Genomic DNA, 19400 nt, shown 5'->3' with positions numbered 1-19400 from the left:
AGATACACCTCCGCACCGTGCTGCGGAAGGGGCCACGGGAATATGCCATCCGGTCGAGTGAATGGCCCGCTTTCCAGACGATGTTGCCGAGTAACGTCGGTGACGCCTCCAAACGGGGGTGGGTCTCATCGACAAAAAGCATCGGAGCAATCGTGTCCATTCAGCAGGGAAAGACGAGCATGTGGGTGAAATCCTCGTACTCGGCCGGAAACGGCGCTTGCGTGGAAATCTCCTCCCCGGTCACCAGCGAGATCGCCGTGCGCGATTCCAAGGATCCCCAGGGACCGACGCTCAGCTTCGCCCCCGCATCGTGGTCGGCCTTTGTGTCCGACGTCAGCCGTGGCGCCTTCGACCTCGGCTGATTTACCTGACACCCGGCCGTGGTAGCACGGTCGGCGGCGCAGGGCCGCAAGCCTGCACCCGAGCCCTCTCGACCGGTCGCCGTCCCTGCCGAGAGGGCTCTAGTACTCCAGCTGTAGATGGTGATCTTCACGCTTGAACGGCTTGCCGCCGGTAGTGGCTGGCCTGAGATCGGGCCTGGTGGCGGCGTCGCCAGTCGGACCAGGCGAGCAAATGGGCGGTGTCGTGGACGGTGCGGATCACGAGGGTGATGAACAAGCGTTGGATCTCGTTGCAGGTCAGCCGTATGAGGCCGTCCGGTGCGGGATGGTAGGAGTGCTCGTCGGCGCGGACGACGGCTAGGAAAGCATGCGCAAGCATGGCCAGGGTGACCCAGCGCGACCAGGACACGTAGCGGCGTACCTGGTGCTCATCCAGGGCAGCCAGACCCTTTCCGGCCTGAAAGAACTCCTCCACTCGCCACCTTGATCCAGCGACCCGCACCAGTTCGGTCAGCGGCACCGGGGTGGGCGAGTAACAGCGGTAGTAGGCGAGTTCGCCCGTGCCGCGATTGCGGCGGATCAACAACTGACGGCTGCCGGGGTCGACGAGGTCGATAACGGCCCAGTCGTAGAAACGGTGGCCCTTGGCCCCGGTCCCTGCCGACAACTTCTGCCAGGCCCGCTCGGGTACCTTCCTGGCCAGGGCATCCGAGCGAAACCTCCCGGCGCCGGTGGTGACTTCGTGCGAGCAGGCCACGGTGAGGACGTAGCCGGTGCCGCGTTGCTCCAGCATGGTCCGCAGTTTCGGGTTACCGCCGTAGACCTCGTCGCCGACCACCCAGGCGGCTCGATGGCCAGCATCCAGGAACCGGGCGACCATGCGTGCGGCCAACTCCGGCTTGGTTGCGAAGGCGGCCTCCTTATCGAGTCCGGCGGCGCGGCAGCGGTCAGGGTCGGCAGTCCAGGAACGCGGAACGTACAGTTCCCGGTCCACCGCGGCGTGCCCACGCCGTCCCGCGTAGACCAGGTAGACGGCGACCTGGGCATTCTCGATTCTGCCCGCGGTACCGGTGTATTGGCGCTGAACGCCCACCGTGCCGGAGCCCTTCTTCACATCGCCGGTCTCATCGACGACCAGCACCGCCCGCTCGTCGTGCAGGTGCTCCACCACGTAGCCCCGAAGGTCGTCGCGGACGGCGTCGGCATCCCACTTGGCCCGGCTGAGCAGGTGCTGCATGGCGTCCGGAGTGGACTCCCCGGCCCACTCGGCGATCGTCCAGCAGTTCTTGCGCGGCAAGTCCGACAGAAGTCCGAGCACCAACCGACGTACCCGACGTCGTGGTTCTACCCGCGCGAATTGGCCTGCGATCCGACCCATCAAGACCTCGAAGGACTGCTGCCAACGGGTGGGGTCTAGGCTGTGACCTACGGCCACCGCATGATCTTCAGTCTTCACACACCGATGATCAGCGGTGTCCGCAATCGTGTCCGCACTGCCCCCATCGTCAAGCCCACGCGATGCGACAGTGCGTCAGCCAGGCTGGCGCCAAGGCGTGAGGTCGAGCCCCGGATACCGCAGCGCCACCCCGGACAATGTCTCCGGGGACCAGTACGGATGTCCAGGCGGTGGGAACCCGAATGCCTGGAGTTGGCGGGGGGTGGCCCGCTCGACGAACTTGACCCAGTCCTCCTGGACAGCGGAGTAGGCCCAGCCCCGGCGCTGACCCCACTGGACTTGGGAGGGACGGAAGTTCAAGTGCATGGTGAACCGGGCACCGTGCGGCGCGGTCATGGCCGTTCCGCGGTGGACGGTGCCGATCTCGAAGGCGACGACTGTCCCGGCGGGACCGGCTGCGGACACCTCTGCTCCGTACAGGTGCGGGCTGCCGCTGACGTCGTGGAAGCGGTTCTTGCTTTCGTGGCCGGGCCGCAGATACCGATCGGGTACGGCGGGGAGGTCGGCCGTGTGCCTTCGCGAGACAAGGTGAGCCGGGCCGAACTCCTCCGGCACGTCCGCCAAGTACACGAACATCTCCAGCTGGCGGAAGCCGGGGGCGGTGCTGGGCACCAGAAGGGTATGGCCCGGGTGGTCGCGGTGCAGGTCCTGCTCGTAGTCGCTGGCACCGGCGTACTTCGCCCAGGCCTCCGCGCCGGAGATCTGGACATCGTCGTCTTCCAGCAGCGTCTTGGCCAGCGCCAGAATCCGGTGGTTCACAGCCAACAGGCTGATCTCCGTGCTGGTGAACGGGAAGTAGTCGATTCCGGCGAACTGGTCGCCGATGAAGCGCTCGCGTCGCGGGTCGGTTGCGTCGTGGAACCCCTCGGCGGACGGGAAGAGTAGATCCAGTTCGCCCGTTGCGGGCTTCAGCTCATCGGGTGAGATGAAACCGGGGAGGATGACGAAGCCGTCTTCACGCCATGCATGTGCCGCTTCTTTGAGGTCCATCGGGCCAGGGTGATCACGGTGAGCGCCGCAAGCAACCGGTTTTCCGGCACGAAGTACGACTGTGGGGCGAGCAGTTGGCCAGCTCGGCCCCGAGCTGGCGCCACCGTGGCAGCAAGTCCGACGGGCCAACAGGCAGCAAGATCACCATCTACAGCTGGAGTACTAGGCGTTTCCGGCGCATTCCGGTGTCGCCGCTTCAGCGGAGTTCTGCCACGTATTGGTCTGTACCGGGAATCGTCGGAATGAACGGCGCCATGAATTCCACCCGGCCGAGACCGGCATCGGCCACCTCGCCGTCGAGACCGGTGAAACAGCGCTCCCAGCATTCCCGCGGATCGGACTGCAGGAACCAGAGCAGGGTCAGCCGGGTGTCGACCCCTTCGACCTGCTTCACATACGCCATCCGGTCCGAGGGCAGCGGGGTCGGCCGGAAGACCGTGACCATCGCGGCGGGCGAGCCCGCGAGCCGGCGCGGCAGATGTCTGGATCGGAGCCACGCGAGCAGTTCCTCCCGCTGCTCCGGGCCCTCGGTCTCGATCACCTCCAGCGCCAGCCCGGCATAGGGGTGGTCCAGCGCGTGGTGGTCGCGCGGACCGGCGGCTCCGTCCCGGTAGACGGTGGCCTCGTGGTCCTGGAAGGCCGTGAAGACATGCGTACGGTCCTGGTAGACCCGCCCGTCCCGGAGCAGCCGCTTGTTGATCCCGACCGTCCACCTCATATGGTCCGCGTAGCGCCCCTCGGTGAGCCAGTAGACCGAGAGGTAGCAGCCGGCGGTCACCGGCTGGGCGATCGCCGACTTCTCCGGATAGCGCAGCAGTTGCAGTTCACGGGTGGCGACCCAGCGGCGGCCCGCGTAGATCCACGGCATGGCCATCGCGCCCGCGATGAAGTGGTCGTCCTCGTACCAGCGGTTGTAGGCGTACTCATGGCCCGGATGCGGCTCGACCATCGTGATCAGGGCATGCCCCGGGCGCACTCCGTACGGGCCGACGGAGGCCAGTTCCGCGTACGCGTCGCTTGTCATGCCCCCCAGGTTTAGCTGACGCGACGTCAGTTGGGGAGGGGGCTGCCGGTATCAAGTGCGCGGAATCGGACGGCGGCCGCACGGCCGGGAGTGGCCTTCCGCCGGAACCGGACCGCTGCCGCACTCTGGCCATCTGAGGGCCGCACCCCTAACCTGACGCGACGCCAGACACGGGAGGTGCCGCCATGCCGCTGCAGGGCAAGACCGTCGTCGTCTCCGGGGTCGGACCCGGGCTGGGGGCCCGGGTGGTGGCCGCGTGCGTCCGGGACGGGGCGCGGGTGGTGATGGGGGCGCGGACCGAGGAGCGGCTGCCGAAGGTGGCGGAGGAGGTCGATCCGGGCGGTGAGCGCACCGCCTGGCGACCGACCGATATCGCGGACGAGGAGCAGTGCGAGGCCCTCGCCGCGCTCGCCCTGGACCGCTTCGGCCGGATCGACGCCGTCGTCCATGTGGCCGCGCTGGACAGCCACTTCGGCGGGCTGGAGGACGCCGACTTCACGTCCTGGGCCCGGGTGGTGGACATCAATCTCTTCGGGACGCTGCGGATGACCCGCGCCTGCCTGCCCGCGCTCAAACGGAACGGCGGCTCGGTCGTACTGATCGGCACCCAGTCGTCCTCCGCCGCCCCCACCAAGGTGCGCCAGACCGCGTACGCCGCCTCCAAGGGCGCGCTGACCTCCGCCATGTACGCGCTCGCGCGCGAGCTGGGTCCGCACCGGATACGGGTCAACACCGTGCAGCCCGGCTGGATGTGGGGGCCGCCGGTGCGCGCGTACGTGGCCTTCACGGCACAGACCGAAGGAGTGAGCGAGGCCGAGGTGCTGGCCCGGCTCACGGACGCGATGGCCCTGCCCGAACTGGCGACGGACGGGGATGTGGCGGAGGCCGCGGCGTTCCTGGCCTCCGACCGGGCCCGGGCGATCACCGGACAGTCGCTGCTGGTGAACGCCGGTGAGCTGATGCGTTAGCGCGACTCCTGTCCGGCCTTTCGGGATCCCGCTCCCGTACGACCCATCGATCGGTGGGCGTGCGTCTGACGAAGTGCCCGCTCATCGTGGGTTCACGAGCATGCGAACGACAACGCCCCGTCAGGTCAAGAAAGAGTAAATTGGTTCTTCTTTCTGATCTGTGTTCACACTCGTGACTCTTAGGACCCTTGACCGGTCACCCGAACGAGCGGTTCAATCCCGGAAGTACCCCGCTCCCGCTCGGGGGAACCGCCCATGACGAAGTCGCGGCGAAGTGCGCTCCCGTTCATATGGCGGACCCCTGGAGGGGACATGAACAGTCTCGACTGGGTTGTACTGATCGGCTACTTCGGTGTCATGGTCGGCATCGGTCTCTGGTCGCACAAGCGTGTGGACAACGTCAGCGACTTCTTCACGGCCGGCGGCAAGATGCCCTGGTGGCTGTCCGGCATCTCGCACCACATGTCCGGCTACAGCGCGGTGATGTTCACGGGATACGCGGCCATCGCCTACCAATACGGCATCACTTCCTATGTCACCTGGTCCTTCCCGATCGCCATCGGCATCGCGATCGGCGCCAACCTCTTCGCGCCGCGCCTCAACCGGGTGCGCAGCAAGCTGAAGGTGGCCTCACCGCTCGAATACCTGAAGAACCGCTACAACCTCCCCACCCAGCAGGCGCTGGCCTGGTCCGGGGTGCTGTTGAAGATCGTCGACGTGGGTGCCAAGTGGGCGGCCATCGCCACCCTGTTGTCCATCTTCACCGGCGTCTCGCTCAACCAGGGCATCCTGATCACGGGCGTGGTGACCGCCATCTACTGCACGGTGGGCGGACTGTGGGCCGACGCGCTCACCGAACTCGGCCAGTTCATCATCCAGTTCATCGCGGGCATCGCGATGCTGATCGCGGTGCTCAATGAGCTGGACGGCTTCTCCACCTTCTGGACCGTCTGGGACGACCTCCCCGACAGCCACCACGAGCCGACCGTCGGCCCGTACACCTTGATCTTCCTGCTGGCCTACCTCTTCATCAAGACCTTCGAGTACAACGGCGGTATGTGGAACCAGGCGCAGCGCTACATGGCGACCGACAGCGCCCACTCCGCCAAGCGTTCGGCCCGCCTGTCTGCCGTTCTGTGGTTCGTGTGGCCGCTGGTCCTGTTCTTCCCCATGTGGGTCGCGCCGCTGATCATCAAGACGGACAAGCCCGCCGACTCCTACGCGCAGATGGCCGAGCATCTGCTGCCGCACGGTCTGCTGGGGCTGGTGATCGTCGGCTTCTTCTCGCACACCATGGCGATGTGCTCCTCGGACGCCAACGCGATCGCGGCGGTGGTGACGCGGGACATCATGCCCGCGATCTTCACGTCCGTCCGGGAATGGTCCTCCCGCACCGGGCTGCTCGCCGCCCGGTACACCACGCTGCTCTTCCTCGCCCTGTCCATGGCCATCGCCACCCAGGTCAACTCGGACTTCTTCGGCGACATCATCACTGTGGTGATCAAGTGGGTCGCCGGGTTGATGGGGCCGATCGCGATTCCGCTGATGCTGGGCATGCTGCGCGCCTTCCGCAAGTCGGGGCCGACGGCGGCGCTGGTCAGCTGGGCGCTCGGGCTGGTCGCCTTCTACCTGGTCAACTACCCGATCAACGACGCGATCGACGGAGGCGTGAACCTGGAGTACCAGATCTCCGTCCCGCTCGCGGTCTCGCTCGTGCTCTTCATCGTCGTCGGCTACATCAAGCCGGAGGACACTCCGGAGCGCGATGCCATCCTCGCCTCGCTCAACTCGGATGACGACGGGCCGGGTTCAGCGGGTGCCGCACTGTCGGAGCCCGAGCAGGGCACGGCCGGCCAGAAGTCGGTCGCGGGCGCCACGGACTGACGCCCTCCGCGCGGCGGCCACGATCCGGGCCGCCGGTCACCTCCCAACGTGGGGTGACCGGCGGCCCGGTTCCGTCTGCGGGTCCGTGCCGGTCGTCAGATCGCACTGCATGAGGTGGGTGTCGATCCAGCGTCCGTGCTTACGGCCGACACCGGCCAGCGTGCCCGCCGGGGTGAAGCCGAAGCGCCGGTGGAGGGCGGCCGAGGCGTCGCTGCCGGAGTCGGCGATGACCGCGACGACCTGCCGTACGCCCGCCTCGGCGCAGCGGGTGAGCAGGGCGCCGAGCAGCGCGGCACCGAGCCCCGCGCCGGTCCGGCCGGGGGCGAGGTAGATGGCGTCCTCGGCGGTGTGGCGGTACGCGGGCTTGGGGCGCCAGGGCCCGGCGTAGGCGTATCCGGCGACCGTACGGCGGGTGTCACCGGGGACCGTACGGTCGGTGTCACCGGGGATCTCGGCGACCTCGGCGACCTCGGCAACCAGGAACGGCAGCCCCCGTTCCGTCAGGTCCGCCAGCCGCCGCGCCCAGTCGTCGACGGTGGGCGGGACCTCCTCGAAGGTGACGACGGTCTCGGTGACGTAATGGCTGAAGATGGCGGCGATGGCGCCCAGGTCGGTGTGGGTCGCATCACGTATGACGGCGGTCGTGGCAGGCACCGGCCCACCTTACGGCGGTCGGTCCCGGGGCGGCCGCCTTACGGCCGACGGCCCCGGGGGACGGCCGCCTTACGGTCGGCCCGTCCCCGGCGGCGAGGCGGAAGCGGAACGTGATGCAGGGGCGACGATCGGGAGATCCACGCTGTCCAGGCAATCTCTCCTCCACCTGCCGTCCACATCCGGAACGTACGATGGGCGGCCGTCCGAGCCGACCGCCCCCGACCGCACCACCCCGGACCCGACTCGTCGGCCCGCCCCGGCCGAGTCGCGGTCCCAGGGACCTCTGGAGCCCCCGTGACCGCCACACAGACGATCACCGACTCCCGGATCCACCGGGCCCGCGCCTTCGTACTGCGCCGGCCGGTGCTGTGCGCGGCGGTCTTCTGCCTGCTCTCCTTCACCGGGTTCTGGATCGCGCAGCGGGCCGCCCAGGTGTCGATGGTCGATCTGCTGGTCTATCGCGCCGAGGGATGGACCGTACGCAATGCGCAGGATCTGTATGGCATGCGGGCGACTCAGCACAATCTCCCCAATACCTATCCGCCGTTCGCGGCGCTGGTCTTCACCCCGCTGACCATGATGGGCACGGGCCTCCTGCGGACCTTCGGGACGGCCGTCAACCTCGGCCTGATGGTCGCCGTGGCCCATCTGTCGCTGCGGCTGATCGATCTGCCCGCCCGGGTGCCGCGACCGGCCGCCGCCCTGGCCCTGGCCGCTGTCGCGGTGTGGTGTGAGCCGGTCTGGACGACCCTGCGCTACGGGCAGATCAATCTGCTGGTCACGGCGTTGGTGCTGGGGGATCTGACCCGCCGGGCGGGCCACCGCTGGGCCGGGGTCGGGACGGGCATCGCCACCGGGATCAAGCTGACCCCGGGGCTCTTCGTGGTCTTCCTGGGGCTCGCCGGGCTGTTCCTCGGCCTCCGTCGGCTGTGGGCGGCCGGGGCGGCCCGGGGGCGAGGCGAGCCCGGCAGCCGACTGCCACGGCGGCGCTTCTGGAATGACCATCTGCGGCGCGCGGGCGTCGCGACCGCCGCCTTCGCCCTTACGGTCGCGTTCTCGGCCCTGGCGCTGCCGCATGACTCCCGGCGCTTCTGGACCGAGGTCCTCTTCGCGACCGACCGCCCCGGCGATGTGGAGGGCGCGGGCAACCAGAACCTCAAGGGCGCGCTCGCCCGTATCCTGCACACCCCCGACCCCGGCATGTGGTGGCTCATGGCGGCCGCGCTGGTGGGCTGTGCGGGCCTGGCCACAGCGGTCGCGGCCCAGCTCACCGACGACGGCCGGCTGCCGAACGCCCGCGCCTGGGCCGCCCTGACCTGTGCGGTGACCGCCCTCATGGTCAGCCCGGTCTCCTGGTCGCACCACTGGGTGTGGGCCGTCCCGATGGTCCTGCTGCTCGCGGTGGAGGCGGTGCGGCGGCGCACGGCGGGCTGGACGGCCTGGACGGTGATGACCGGGCTGCTGTTCTGCTCCTTCATGGTCTGGTACGCGCCCCACAGCAGGCCGACCCGGGTGGAACTCCACCAGAACCCCGCCCAGATGCTCCTCACCGCCGTCTATCCGCTGATCGGCATCGCCTTCCTGGGGGTGGCCGCGTATCTGACCCTGCCCGCCGTAAGGCGTCCATGGGAGGGGAGCGGGACCGTAGGGCGTCAGTTGGCCGCCACCGGTCCCGATGCGGCGCGGCGGCGGCCGGAGCGGGTCTACGCGCGCGGGTAGCGGGTGAGCCAGGCCGGGGAGGAGCTGCCCGGGCCGTGGAGCGCGGGACCCTGGGTCATCTCCATGGCGAAGTCGTCGGCCAGCTCCAGGATCGTGCCACGCCCCTCGACCTCCGCCAGCCAGGCGGGCGGCAGCGCCGTCTCGCCGTGCAGCGCGCCCAGCAGATTGCCGCAAATGGCCGCCGTGGAGTCGCTGCCCCCGCCGTGGTTGACCGCGAGCAGCAGCCCATGGCGGACGTCCTCGGCGACCAGCGCGCAGTACAGGCCCATCGCCAGGGCCTCCTCACCGGTCCAGCCCTGGCCCAGGGACGCGACGCGCTCGGGGGTCGGCAGGCCCTGCCGTACGGCGCCGAGCGCGTACCGCAGCGCGTCGGTGGTCTCCTCGTGGCCGGGGCGGGTGGCCAGATGGGCGAGGGCGCGCTGGACGGCTCCGTCCAGCGCCTCGCCGCGCGCGAGGCCATGCACGATGAGGGCGAAGGCACCGGCCGCGAGATAGCCGGTGGGGTGGCCGTGGGTCTGGGCCGCGCACTCGATGGCCAACTGGAAGACCAGCTGCGGCTCCCAGCCCACCAACAGTCCGAAGGGGGCGGAGCGCATCACGGCGCCGCATCCCTTGGAGTCGGGGTTCTTGGGCGCCTCCAGGGTGCCCATGGTCTCGTCGGCGAGCGCGGTGATACAGGCCCGGCCCGGGGAGCGCTGGGCGTAGAGCCACTCCTCGCGGGCCAGCCAGCCGGCGTCCTTACGGCGCTCATCGGGGCCCCAGTCGCGCTGGGTGGAGTACCAGCGGCGGTGTGCGGAGTGGATGTCGGTGGGCGGATGCCAGGCGCCCGTGTCGCGGCGCACCTGCGCCCGTATCAGCCCGTCCACCGTGAACAGGGTCATCTGGGTGTCGTCGGTGACCCGTCCGCGACCGCCATAGGCGGGCAGGAAGTCCGTCACGCCCTCGGCTCCGTGCGCCGCCCTGATCTCGTCCAGCGAGGCGAACTCGACGGCCGCCCCCAGCGCGTCCCCGATGGCCCCGCCGAGCAGACAGCCGCGCACCCGGCTGCGGAAGTCCTGCTGTTCGGCGCGGCCCCATACGCCGGTCGCTGCGCTGGCGGTTGCGGTCACGACCTATGCCTCTTTTCTTCGCTGCGTGAATGGCCCTCAACTGTCTTTGAACTGTAATGGACACCGAATGATCGCCTCTTGGCCGCCGAGGATTGTGAAGGCGTCATCACCGAGAAGACAACGGATGGACGCATTCCGAAAATGCGAATTCCCTCACCGAATGTCGTATGCGTTCCGGGCCCTTATCCGAGTGCCGCCGGGCCGGGCTCCAAGGCCGCGCGAAGCTCGGCGAGCGGGGCGCGGAGGGTGGCGAGCAGGGCGGCATCCGCCCCGGGTATCCGGGCGAGCTCGTCCAGGGAGCGGATGGCGATGTCGACGATCTGCCAGTACGGCCGGGTGGCGGGCAGCTCCGCCACGAGACGCGCCGCCCCGGCCCCGTCCCCGAGGGCGGCCCTGCTGACGATCGGGGCGGCGGCCCGGGCCTGTGCGTCCCATTGGCTGTCGTGCTCCTCCAGGAGCGCTTCGAAGGCGGTCCACAACCCGCGCGCCTCGAGGAGACCGGCCGTGCGGCTCACCAGCATCGCGTGTTCGAAGGCGATGTCGAGGTCCTGGCCGTCCAGCGCCGTCGCCCGTTCGATGTCCGTGGCGGCCTCGGCGTACCGGCCCGCCTGGCGGTGGCACCTCGCCCTGCACTCCAGCGCGAGCAGGCTGTCGGGGCGGAGCCCGAGCGCGCGGTCCAGATCGGCGAGGGCGGCCTCGCCGTCGCCCAGGCGCAGCCGCAGGGCACCCCGGTTCGCCAGTGCCCACGCGTTGTCGGGAGAGGCGGAGGCGGCGGCGTCGAAATCCGCCAGGGCTTCGCCGAGCAGACCGATGTGCTCATGCGTCTGCCCTCGGCAGACCAGCGCGAACACATACGACGGCTCGATCTCGATGGCCCGGCCGAAGTCCGCCAGCGCCTCCTGGAAGCGGTCCATCATCCGGTATGCCTCGCCACGCTCGGCGAGCACGGCCTGGTCCTCGGGGTGGGACGCCAGGCACCAGTCGGCCGCCTCGATCGCCTCCTCATAACGGTCCAGATTGCGAAGGGCGTGGACGCGCCCGAACACGGCATAGTCGGCACCGAGTTCGAGGGCCCGGTCACAGTCCGCGAGCGCCTCCTCGTGCCGCCCCAGAAAGCGGTAGGTCCTGGCCCGCTCCGCGTAGATCCAGGACCATTCGGGAGTGATCTCCACCGCCCGCCCGAAATCCGCCAGCGCTTTCTCGTAGTCCTCCATGGCGTGGTGGACCTGAGCGCGGGTCCCCACGGTCCATGCGCTCTCGTGCAGGTCGAAGGAGCGATCGAGGTCCGCCAGGCTTTCCTCGTACCGTCTGAGAAGGCGATACGTCTCGCCGCGCCGGGCGAGCGGCCAGGGAAAGTCGGGATCCAGTGTCACGGCGCGGTCGAAGCTCTCCAGCGCCTGCTCGTAAAGGTCCCTGTCGAGGTACACACTCCCCCGGGCGGCAAGAGCACGCACGCAGTCGGCGTCCAGCTCCAGCGCTCGCTCCGCGTCCGCCAGAGCCCCTTCCAGCTCGTTCATGTCCGCGCGGACCATGCCGCGGAGCCCGAGCGCCATGGACACGGCCCGCTCGTCCGACCCGACCTCATCCAGCAGCCGCGTCACATTGCCGGCCAGGTCGCTCCTGGTGGACTCCGCGAGGAGCCGGTCACCCCAGGCCGCCACCGACCCGCTGCCGGAATCCCGGCCCGCCTCCACGAGCATCTGTCTCCAGCGGTGGTCCCACGACGGCGACGTGTAGTCGATATACGCGCACACATACGCGCGCAGCTCCTCGCGCAGGGCTTCCTCCGGAGTCGCGCACAGCCGGTGGTAAGCCTCCTCGAGCCGATAGTCCAGCCATCGCTCGTGCTCCCACTTCTCGTCGCCCTCCAGCGTCTCCTCGATCTGCCGCTGCCAGCGCGCGAACGCCTCGGCCAGCCGGAGGTGACGGGCGCGCCACGCCTGCGGGGACTGGTTGCGCTGGAGCCGCAACATGGCCGTACGGACGACCTGGTGGTAGCCGCAGCGGCCGGAGCCGTCGGCCACGAACGGGAGCGAGCGCAGCCAGCCGTAGAGGTCGGCCGCCTCGTCCTCCACCGCTGCCGCGAAGACGTCCTCGTCCAGGCTCCGGGGCAGGGCCGCGGCCAGGGCGGCCGAGCGGTGGGTCTCGTCGCTCACCCACTTCAGGAAGCGCTCGACGGCGGTGCCGGAGGGATCGCCCACGGCCTCGGGGGTGGTGGGCCGGGCCTCGGCCAGCATGGACACCAGCACGGGCAGCCCTCCGGTGAGCCTCAGGACGACCTCGACCACCTGCTCGTCGACCACGCCCTTGGCGGTCAGGAGCTGCCGGGCCTCCGTCTCGGTGAAGGGGACGAGGGGGAGGTCGGCGACGAGGTCGGCGTAGTCGGCCCAGCAGCGCGGGGCGAGCGTGCCCTGTCCGGCCAGCGTCACCACCGCGTTGGCCGGGAGCGAGCCGTAGCGGCCCTCGAACATCACATCGCGCAGCCACAGGTCGAGCAGCGGACCGGTGCGCTCATAGGTGTCGAAGAACCACGCCATCCAGGGCACCGACGCGGCCACCTCGCCCACGTCCTTCAGGAACGCGGGGGTGAGGGCGTCCAGCGGCGACATCACCAGATCCACGTCGTCATGGCTGCGGAGGCGGGCGCTGAGCTTGGCCCGCGCGCGGTCGGCGGCCTGGGCGACCCGGTCCGGTTCCGCCGCCCCGGCCAACGCCCCGACGCCCGGCACCATGCCGAGCCCGATCAGCCCCGCCCGGGCGACGAACGCGCTGGACGCCGACGGCCGGGGCTCGCCCGCCGCCTCCTCCGAAGGCTGCGGCGCGGGCTGCTGCGCCGCCGAATCGGCCTCGTGGCGCCGCTGCCGGTAGGTCGCCAGCAGCTTGTCGAAGGACTTCAGCGGGTGGCCCTGGTGGGCGAACTGGGCGCTGATGGCCGCCATCACCTCGGGGACGCTGTTCACCGACTCGTCCACGGAGGCGGTGAGCGCCCGGTGTTCCCGCGCGGTGTTCTCCAGCTGCCGCAGCAGCGTCGTCTTGCCCACCCCGGCGTCGCCGCGCACATGGAACAGGAAGTGGTGGGCGGCGTCCTCGGGCGGCACCGCGAAGTTCTCCCGGAACGCGGCCAGCTCCTGCCGCCGCCCCACGAAGCGGCGCCGCTGCCGGATCAGCTCCCGAATCGTCGGACGCCGCTCTGCCATGGGTGCCCCTTCCCCCGCTTCCCATGGCAGCGTATCCGCGCGGCGCGCCCGCGAACCCTGAGCCTGGCTCAGTCCGGCCGTGAGCCGGGCTCAGTCCCCCAGCACCGGGAGCAGCTCCGGCAGATGGCCGTCCGAGGCGAGGGCCGCGGCCTGGCGCTCCTCGGGGACGGGACCGTAGGTGGTGGTGCGGGGCCGGGCGGGGCGTCCGGTCAGCTCGGCGATGGCCACCAGGTCCTGGACGGAGCGGTAGGAGCCGTAGGAGGAGCCCGCCATACGGGAGATGGTCTCCTCCATAAGGGTGCCGCCCAGGTCGTTGGCGCCGGAGCGGAGCATCTCGGCGGCGCCCTCCGCGCCCAGCTTCACCCAGCTCGTCTGGATGTTGGGGATATGGGGGTGGAGCAGGATCCGCGCCATGGCCGTGACGGCGCGGTTGTCGCGGCTGGTGGGGCCGGGGCGGGCGATACCGGCGAGGTAGACGGGGGCGTTGGTGTGGATGAAGGGGAGGGTGACGAATTCGGTGAAGCCGCCCGTCTCCTGCTGGATCTCGGCGAGCAGCCGCAGATGGGCCAGCCAGTGCCGGGGCTGGTCCACATGGCCGTACATCATCGTGGACGAGGACCGGACACCCAGCTCATGCGCCGTCTTGACGACCTCGACCCAGGTGGCCGTCGGCAGCTTGCCCTTGGTGAGGACCCAGCGCACCTCGTCGTCCAGGATCTCGGCCGCCGTGCCGGGGATGGTGTCCAGGCCCGCCTCGCGCGCCGCCGTCAGCCATTCGCGGATGGACATCCCGGTGCGGGTCGCCCCGTTGACGACCTCCATCGGGGAGAAGGCGTGGACATGCATCCCGGGCACGCGCTCCTTGACGGCGCGGGCGATGTCGAAGTACGCGGTGCCGGGCAGATCGGGGTGGATGCCGCCCTGCATGCAGACCTCCACCGCGCCCACGTCCCACGCCTGCTGGGCGCGGTCGGCGACCTGGTCCAGGGAGAGGGTGTAGGCGTCGGCGTCCGTACGGCGCTGGGCGAAGGCACAGAAGCGGCAGCCGGTGTAGCAGACATTGGTGAAGTTGATGTTCCGGGTGACGATGTAGGTGACGTCGTCACCGACCGCCGCCCGGCGCAGATCGTCGGCGATGCGGCACAGCGCGTCCAGCGCCGGGCCGTCGGCGTGGAAGAGGGCCAGCGCCTCGGGGTCGGTCAGCTTGGTCGGATCGTCGGCGGCCTGGGCGAGCGCGGCCTTGAGGTCGCCGTCGATGCGGGAGGGGACCATCCCGGGGGCCGCGGCCTCGCGCAGCGCCTCCCAGTCGCCATAGACCTCGTCGAAGTCCTTACGGCGGTCACCGGTGCGGCCCTCGGTGTCGATGGTGTGGTGCAGATCGGTGCGGCCGGAGGCGCTGAACGCCTCGTCCGGCTCCTGCCAGGGCAGTCCGGTGGGGGTCGCGTCCTCGCGGGCCAGGCCGGTCGCGGGGTCGGCGAGGGCGGTCACGTGCGGCAGCAGCCGGGGGTCCAGCCAGGGCTCGCCGCGCTGGATGTACTCGGGGTAGACCGCGAGCCGTTCGCGCAGGCTGAAGCCGGCGGCGGCGGAGCGCTCGGTCAGCTCGTCCACCTGGGGCCAGGGGCGCTCGGGGTTGACGTGGTCCGGGGTGAGCGGGGAGACGCCACCCCAGTCGTCGATACCGGCGCCGATGAGCTGCTCGTACTCCGCGTCGACCAGGTTGGGCGGGGCCTGGATGCAGGCGGACGGGCCCAGGATGTGTCGCGCGACGGCGACGGTCGCCACCAGGTCGTCCAGCTCCGCGTCCGGCATCCCCCGCATCGCGGTGTCCGGTTTGGCACGGAAGTTCTGGATGATGACTTCCTGGATGCCGTGGTACGAGCGGGAGACGCGGCGCAGCGCGAACAGCGACTCCGCCCGCTCCTCCGGTGTCTCGCCGATCCCGATCAGCAGTCCGCTGGTGAACGGGACGGAGCTGCGCCCGGCGTCCTCCAGAACGCGCAGCCGCACCGCCGGTTCCTTGTCGGGCGAGCCGTAGTGGGGGCCGCCGGGCTCGCTCCACAGCCGCTCGGCAGTGGTCTCCAGCATCATGCCCATGGAGGGGGCGACCGGCTTGAGCCGCTGGAAGTCGGTCCAGGTCATCGCGCCGGGGTTGAGGTGGGGCAGGAGGCCGGTCTCCTCCAGGATGCGGATCGCCATGGCGCGTACGTACGCGATGGTGTCGTCGTACCCCTCGGCCTCGAGCCATGCACGCGCCTCGGGCCAGCGGTCCTCGGGGCGGTCGCCGAGGGTGATCAGCGCTTCCTTGCAGCCCATTTCGGCGCCCCGGCGGGCGATGGCGAGCACCTCGTCGGGCGACATGAACATCCCGTGGCCCGCGCGGCGCAGCTTGCCGGGCACGGTCGCGAAGGTGCAGTAGTGACACTTGTCCCGGCACAGCCGGGTGAGCGGGATGAACACGCTGCGCGAGTAGGTGATGACCCCGGGGCGGCCGGCCGCCTCCAGGCCCGCGTCGCGGACCTTGGCGGCGGAGGCCATCAGATCCTTCAGGTCGTCGCCGCGCGCCTGGAGCAGCACCGCCGCCTCGGCGGTGTCCAGCGCCACGCCGTCGCGGGCGCGCTTGAGCGCACGGCGCATCGCGTTGGCTGTGGGGGCGGCGGAGCCAGTCGGGGCAGCCGGTTCGTTTCCCTGCACGCTCGTGGTCATCCTCCGAGCATACGAGCGGTGTGTGACACCGCCAGACGGGCCGGGCCTGCGGTTTTGTGGGTCTGATCACGGCTGCCGCGGGCCGTGGGCGGGAATAGGACACCGTAAAACGTGCGGGCTACACGCGGCGGGTGCCGACGTCCGCTGCCCGGACGGGACTTGGCGCGGCGGGGCCGTGGGGCGCGAGGGACGGGATGGGCGCGAGGGACGTACGTTCCCTCGTCGCCACGGAGTTATCCACAGGGCTTTCCGCGCGTGTCACCCCCGCGTACAACGGTGTCACGCGGGTGTCGGACGGCACTCTCGACTCTGGGGGTCTCTTATGCAGCGACGCGATGTACTCAGGCTCTCCGCGCTTGCGGGCGCGGCGGGTGTGCTGACACTCGATCCCATGACCTTCACCCAGGCCGACGCGGCGGGCCCGGCCGACGACCATGAGCGGACGAAGACCCTCAGCGGCCATCTGCCCACCGGCGCGCCGGACTTCGTCTATGTGCCCGTCGAGGTGCCGCGCGGGGTGCGCGAGATCGCCGTGTCGTACACCTACGACAAGCCGACCGTCCCGGCCGGCACGCAGGGGAACGCCTGCGACATCGGCATCTTCGACGAGCGCGGCACGGAGCTGGGCGGGCGCGGCTTCCGCGGCTGGTCCGGCGGGGCCCGTACGGAGTTCGCCATCAGCGCCGAGCAGGCGACGCCCGGCTATCTGGCGGGGCCGGTGAAGGCGGGCACCTGGCATGTCGTGCTGGGGCCGTACACGGTCGCCCCCCAGGGCCTGGACTACACGGTCACCGTCACGCTGCGGTACGGCGCGCCCGGCACCCCCCGCACGCCGGTTTATCCGCCGCAGCGGGCGAAGGGCCGGGGCCGCGCCTGGTACCGGGGCGACTCGCATCTGCACACCGTGCACTCCGACGGCAAGCGCACCCCGGCCGAGCTGGTCGCCGCCGCCCGCGCCGCCGGGCTCGACTTCATCACCACCACCGAGCACAACACCACCTCCTCCCACGGCGCGTTCGAGGGCCTGTGGGGCGACGACCTTCTGATCATCACGGGCGAGGAGATCACCACCCGGAACGGCCATGTGGTCGCCCTCGGCATCGCCCCGGGCACCTTCATCGACTGGCGCTACCGCGCCCGGGACAACCGCTTCGGCCAGTTCGCCCGCAAGATCCGCCAGGCCGGCGGCCTGGTGATCCCGGCCCACCCGCACGGCACCTGCGTCGGCTGCAACTGGAAGTTCGGCTTCAACGAGGCCGACGCGGTCGAGGTGTGGAACGCGGACTTCGGCCCGGACGACGAGGCGACGGTCCTGGAATGGGACAACACCCTGGTCGCCGCCGCCCGCGGGGACGGCCGCTGGCTCCCCGCCGTCGGCCACAGCGACTCCCACCGCGAGCCCGCGCCCGTCGGCCTCCCCCAGACGGTCGTCCTCGCCGACGATCTGTCGCGCACCGCCCTCCAGGACGGCATCCGCTCCGGCCGCTGCTGGATCGCCGAGTCCTCCGAGGTCGACCTCACCTTCGAGGCGGTGGACGGCCGCGGCCACCACGCCGGCATCGCCGACAGGCTGGCGGTCGCCGCCGACGCGAAGGTGACGGTCCGCCTGAAGGTCACGGGCGCGGGCGCAAGTCCCCAGGTCCGCTTCATCACCGACCAGGGCCCGCTGTACACCACCACGCTGCCCGACTCCGGCTCCGGCACGGTGGAGTGGAGGACCACGCCCTCCTACGCGGCCTACGTCCGCGCCGAGATCCGCCGTCCGGGGGCGGACGGCGGCGCGTCGGGCATACCGGGCCCGATGGTCGCCCTGACCAACCCGATCTGGCTGGGCCGGCGCGGCCACTGACGACGGCAGCCGTCAGCCCAAGGTGATCCGGGCGGCGACCGGAAGATGGTCGCTGCCGGTGGCGGGCAGGGTGCGGATGTGGGCGACGGTGGCCGAGCGGGCCATGACCTGGTCGATCCGGGCCACCGGGAAACCGGCCGGGAAGCTGAAGGCGAAGCCCCGCTCGGCCACGTTCATCCGGGAGGTCAGCGGGGCCAGCCCACGGTCCTCGACCGTGCCGTTGAGGTCGCCCATCAGGATGACCCGCTTCCGCTGCTCGGCGGCGATGGCCTCGCCCAGCCGACCGGCGCTCTCGTCGCGCCACGACGATGCGAGACCGCTCGCCCCGACACGTACCGAGGGCAGGTGCACGACATACGCGGCGACCTCACCGCGCGGCGTACGCGCCACGGCCCGCAGCCCGCGCCTCCAGTCGTCCGTGATCCCCGGGGGCTTGATGTCCACCAGCCGGACACCGCTGAGCGGATGCTTCGACCAGAGTCCTACGGTGCCCCGGACCGCGTGGTACGGGTACTCCGGGGCCAGGGTCTTCTCGTAGACCGGCAGCGCCGTGGGCACCAGTTCCTCCAGCGCGATGAGATCCGGCCCGGCGTCGGCCAAGACGCGGGCGGCGCCCGCCGGGTCGGTGTTCTCGTCGCTGACGTTGTGCTGCGCCACGAGCAGGTCGCTCTCCGTCTCCCCGGGTAGGAGCAGCCCGCCGAAGAGGTACGTCCACGCCGCCACCGGCAGCAGCAGCGCCACCAGCGCGGTAGCCGAACGCCGCAGCAGCGCCAGGCCCAGCAGCACGACGGCCACCAGCCCGAGCCACGGCAGGAACGCCTCCAGCAGACTGCCCAGCCGCCCCACGGAGTTGGGCACCGCCCGGTGGAACGCCAGCAGCACGGCCGTCAGCACCGCCACCCCGGCGAGCACCCGCCCCCGCGTCCAGGCCGACCGCCCCTCGCCCGACCCCCAGCGCCGCAACACCTCTGCCTTCACCGTCCACCGCTTCCCATCCGTTCGGGCCCCGCCCTCGGAGACGATCACCCGAGCGAATCGGTTTCCGGCAGCCCCCGTCCACCTTCGGCTCTTCCACGGCAGCGAACCGCGCCCATACGCACTTTCCGCATCCCCGGTAGTGGTCCACACATCACGCTGAGTAGCCAAGGAGGGGGAGCCAATGCCCGCAGGGGGACGGCCGACCGTGCGCAGCAGGCGGCTCGGAGCGGCACTCAGGAGGCACCGGCAAGCCGCCAAGTTCGACCAGCCACAGGCGCACGCCTCATCCGGCGCGTCCTGCGAAGCAGCGAGGAAGAACAAGGTGACCTCTGAGGTCATAGGCCCTTACCAAAAGTCGCCATACTCCCTCCAAGAGGGCGACTGCGTAGAGATCGCGCTCACGGCCGACGGGGGCCGGGCCGTACGGGACAGCAAGGACCTCAGCCGACCGCCCCTGCACTTCGCCGGCGCGGGGTGGCAGGGATTCCTCCTGGGCATCAAGCACGGCACGTTCGACGCCTAGGACGG

General features: G+C 70.5%; 14 protein-coding genes and 1 pseudogene. 7 read left to right on the top strand and 8 right to left on the bottom strand.

What is annotated here, in order from left to right; translation table 11 throughout:
* Window positions 1-152 precede the first annotated feature (152 nt).
* On the top strand, window positions 153-362 hold the full coding sequence (locus AS97_RS27355) for a DUF397 domain-containing protein (RefSeq protein WP_059148857.1): 210 nt from the start codon (window positions 153-155) through the stop codon (window positions 360-362).
* A gap of 127 nt (window positions 363-489) precedes the next feature.
* Here the strand turns inward: AS97_RS27355 and AS97_RS27350 are convergent, their stop codons facing one another.
* The 3 genes from AS97_RS27350 to AS97_RS27340 form a co-directional block, all read right to left on the bottom strand.
* Complete coding sequence (locus AS97_RS27350) at window positions 490-1719, bottom strand: IS701 family transposase (RefSeq protein WP_210567262.1); 1230 nt, start codon at window positions 1717-1719, stop codon at window positions 490-492.
* Between the two features lie 153 nt (window positions 1720-1872).
* Window positions 1873-2787: a phytanoyl-CoA dioxygenase family protein gene (locus tag AS97_RS27345; protein WP_210565548.1), complete on the bottom strand. Its 915-nt coding sequence runs from the start codon at window positions 2785-2787 to the stop codon at window positions 1873-1875.
* A 196-nt stretch (window positions 2788-2983) separates the two neighbouring features.
* Window positions 2984-3811, bottom strand: a complete 828-nt coding sequence (locus AS97_RS27340) for a hypothetical protein (protein WP_059148858.1) — start codon at window positions 3809-3811, stop codon at window positions 2984-2986.
* Window positions 3812-3996: 185 nt separating this feature from the next.
* On the opposite strand from AS97_RS27340, the gene AS97_RS27335 reads away from it, so the two are divergent.
* Window positions 3997-4779, top strand: coding sequence for an SDR family oxidoreductase (locus tag AS97_RS27335; RefSeq protein ID WP_086710962.1), 783 nt, complete (start codon window positions 3997-3999; stop codon window positions 4777-4779).
* 312 nt (window positions 4780-5091) lie between these two features.
* Complete coding sequence (locus AS97_RS27330; protein WP_059148860.1) at window positions 5092-6663, top strand: sodium:solute symporter family protein; 1572 nt, start codon at window positions 5092-5094, stop codon at window positions 6661-6663.
* A gap of 36 nt (window positions 6664-6699) precedes the next feature.
* On the opposite strand, the gene AS97_RS27325 is transcribed toward AS97_RS27330, so the two are convergent.
* Window positions 6700-7317 (bottom strand): GNAT family N-acetyltransferase, encoded by a 618-nt coding sequence (locus AS97_RS27325; protein ID WP_107119383.1) that lies wholly within the window; start codon window positions 7315-7317, stop codon window positions 6700-6702.
* Window positions 7318-7611: 294 nt separating this feature from the next.
* Between AS97_RS27325 and AS97_RS27320 the strand changes: the two genes are divergently transcribed.
* Complete coding sequence (locus AS97_RS27320; RefSeq protein ID WP_210565817.1) at window positions 7612-9036, top strand: glycosyltransferase 87 family protein; 1425 nt, start codon at window positions 7612-7614, stop codon at window positions 9034-9036.
* On the opposite strand, the gene AS97_RS27315 is transcribed toward AS97_RS27320, so the two are convergent.
* From AS97_RS27315 to AS97_RS27305, 3 genes are all read right to left on the bottom strand, one after another.
* Window positions 9021-10145 (bottom strand): ADP-ribosylglycohydrolase family protein, encoded by a 1125-nt coding sequence (locus AS97_RS27315; RefSeq protein ID WP_059148862.1) that lies wholly within the window; start codon window positions 10143-10145, stop codon window positions 9021-9023. The two genes, AS97_RS27320 and AS97_RS27315, sit on opposite strands and share 16 nt — an antisense overlap.
* Window positions 10146-10327: 182 nt before the next feature.
* On the bottom strand, window positions 10328-13342 hold the full coding sequence (locus AS97_RS27310; RefSeq protein WP_125757046.1) for a tetratricopeptide repeat protein: 3015 nt from the start codon (window positions 13340-13342) through the stop codon (window positions 10328-10330).
* 90 nt (window positions 13343-13432) lie between these two features.
* Window positions 13433-16045 carry a bifunctional FO biosynthesis protein CofGH gene (locus AS97_RS27305; RefSeq protein ID WP_086710646.1) on the bottom strand — a complete coding sequence of 871 codons (2613 nt, stop codon included), beginning with the start codon at window positions 16043-16045 and terminating at the stop codon, window positions 13433-13435.
* 322 nt (window positions 16046-16367) lie between these two features.
* Here AS97_RS27305 and AS97_RS27300 point away from each other — a divergent pair, with 322 nt between their 5' ends.
* On the top strand, window positions 16368-17894 hold the full coding sequence (locus AS97_RS27300; protein ID WP_107119384.1) for a CehA/McbA family metallohydrolase: 1527 nt from the start codon (window positions 16368-16370) through the stop codon (window positions 17892-17894).
* Between the two features lie 12 nt (window positions 17895-17906).
* On the opposite strand, the gene AS97_RS27295 is transcribed toward AS97_RS27300, so the two are convergent.
* A complete protein-coding gene (locus AS97_RS27295; protein WP_210567289.1) occupies window positions 17907-18806 on the bottom strand; it encodes an endonuclease/exonuclease/phosphatase family protein in 900 nt (299 codons plus the stop codon).
* A gap of 247 nt (window positions 18807-19053) precedes the next feature.
* Between AS97_RS27295 and AS97_RS47670 the strand changes: the two are divergent.
* Window positions 19054-19149 (top strand): annotated as a pseudogene (locus AS97_RS47670) (transcriptional regulator); the annotation flags it as partial.
* Between the two features lie 45 nt (window positions 19150-19194).
* On the top strand, window positions 19195-19395 hold the full coding sequence (locus tag AS97_RS47665; RefSeq protein WP_201724646.1) for a DUF397 domain-containing protein: 201 nt from the start codon (window positions 19195-19197) through the stop codon (window positions 19393-19395).
* Window positions 19396-19400: the final 5 nt, after the last annotated feature.

The sequence above is a fragment of the Streptomyces sp. AgN23 genome, assembly GCF_001598115.1.
GTDB classification, from domain to species: domain Bacteria; phylum Actinomycetota; class Actinomycetes; order Streptomycetales; family Streptomycetaceae; genus Streptomyces; species Streptomyces antimycoticus.
This window is presented reverse-complemented; position numbering and strand designations above follow the sequence as displayed.

Bases quoted from the DNA above. Each gene is read 5' to 3' on its own strand.
- AS97_RS27310 (WP_125757046.1), bottom strand. From the start codon at position 13,342: ATGGCAGAGCGGCGTCCGACGATTCGGGAGCTGATCCGGCAGCGGCGC.
- AS97_RS27340 (WP_059148858.1), bottom strand. From the start codon at position 3,811: ATGACAAGCGACGCGTACGCGGAACTGGCCTCCGTCGGCCCGTACGGA.
- AS97_RS27345 (WP_210565548.1), bottom strand. From the start codon at position 2,787: ATGGACCTCAAAGAAGCGGCACATGCATGGCGTGAAGACGGCTTCGTC.
- AS97_RS27330 (WP_059148860.1), top strand. From the start codon at position 5,092: ATGAACAGTCTCGACTGGGTTGTACTGATCGGCTACTTCGGTGTCATG.
- AS97_RS27335 (WP_086710962.1), top strand. From the start codon at position 3,997: ATGCCGCTGCAGGGCAAGACCGTCGTCGTCTCCGGGGTCGGACCCGGG.
- AS97_RS27350 (WP_210567262.1), bottom strand. From the start codon at position 1,719: ATGGGTCGGATCGCAGGCCAATTCGCGCGGGTAGAACCACGACGTCGG.
- AS97_RS27305 (WP_086710646.1), bottom strand. From the start codon at position 16,045: ATGACCACGAGCGTGCAGGGAAACGAACCGGCTGCCCCGACTGGCTCC.
- AS97_RS27300 (WP_107119384.1), top strand. From the start codon at position 16,368: ATGCAGCGACGCGATGTACTCAGGCTCTCCGCGCTTGCGGGCGCGGCG.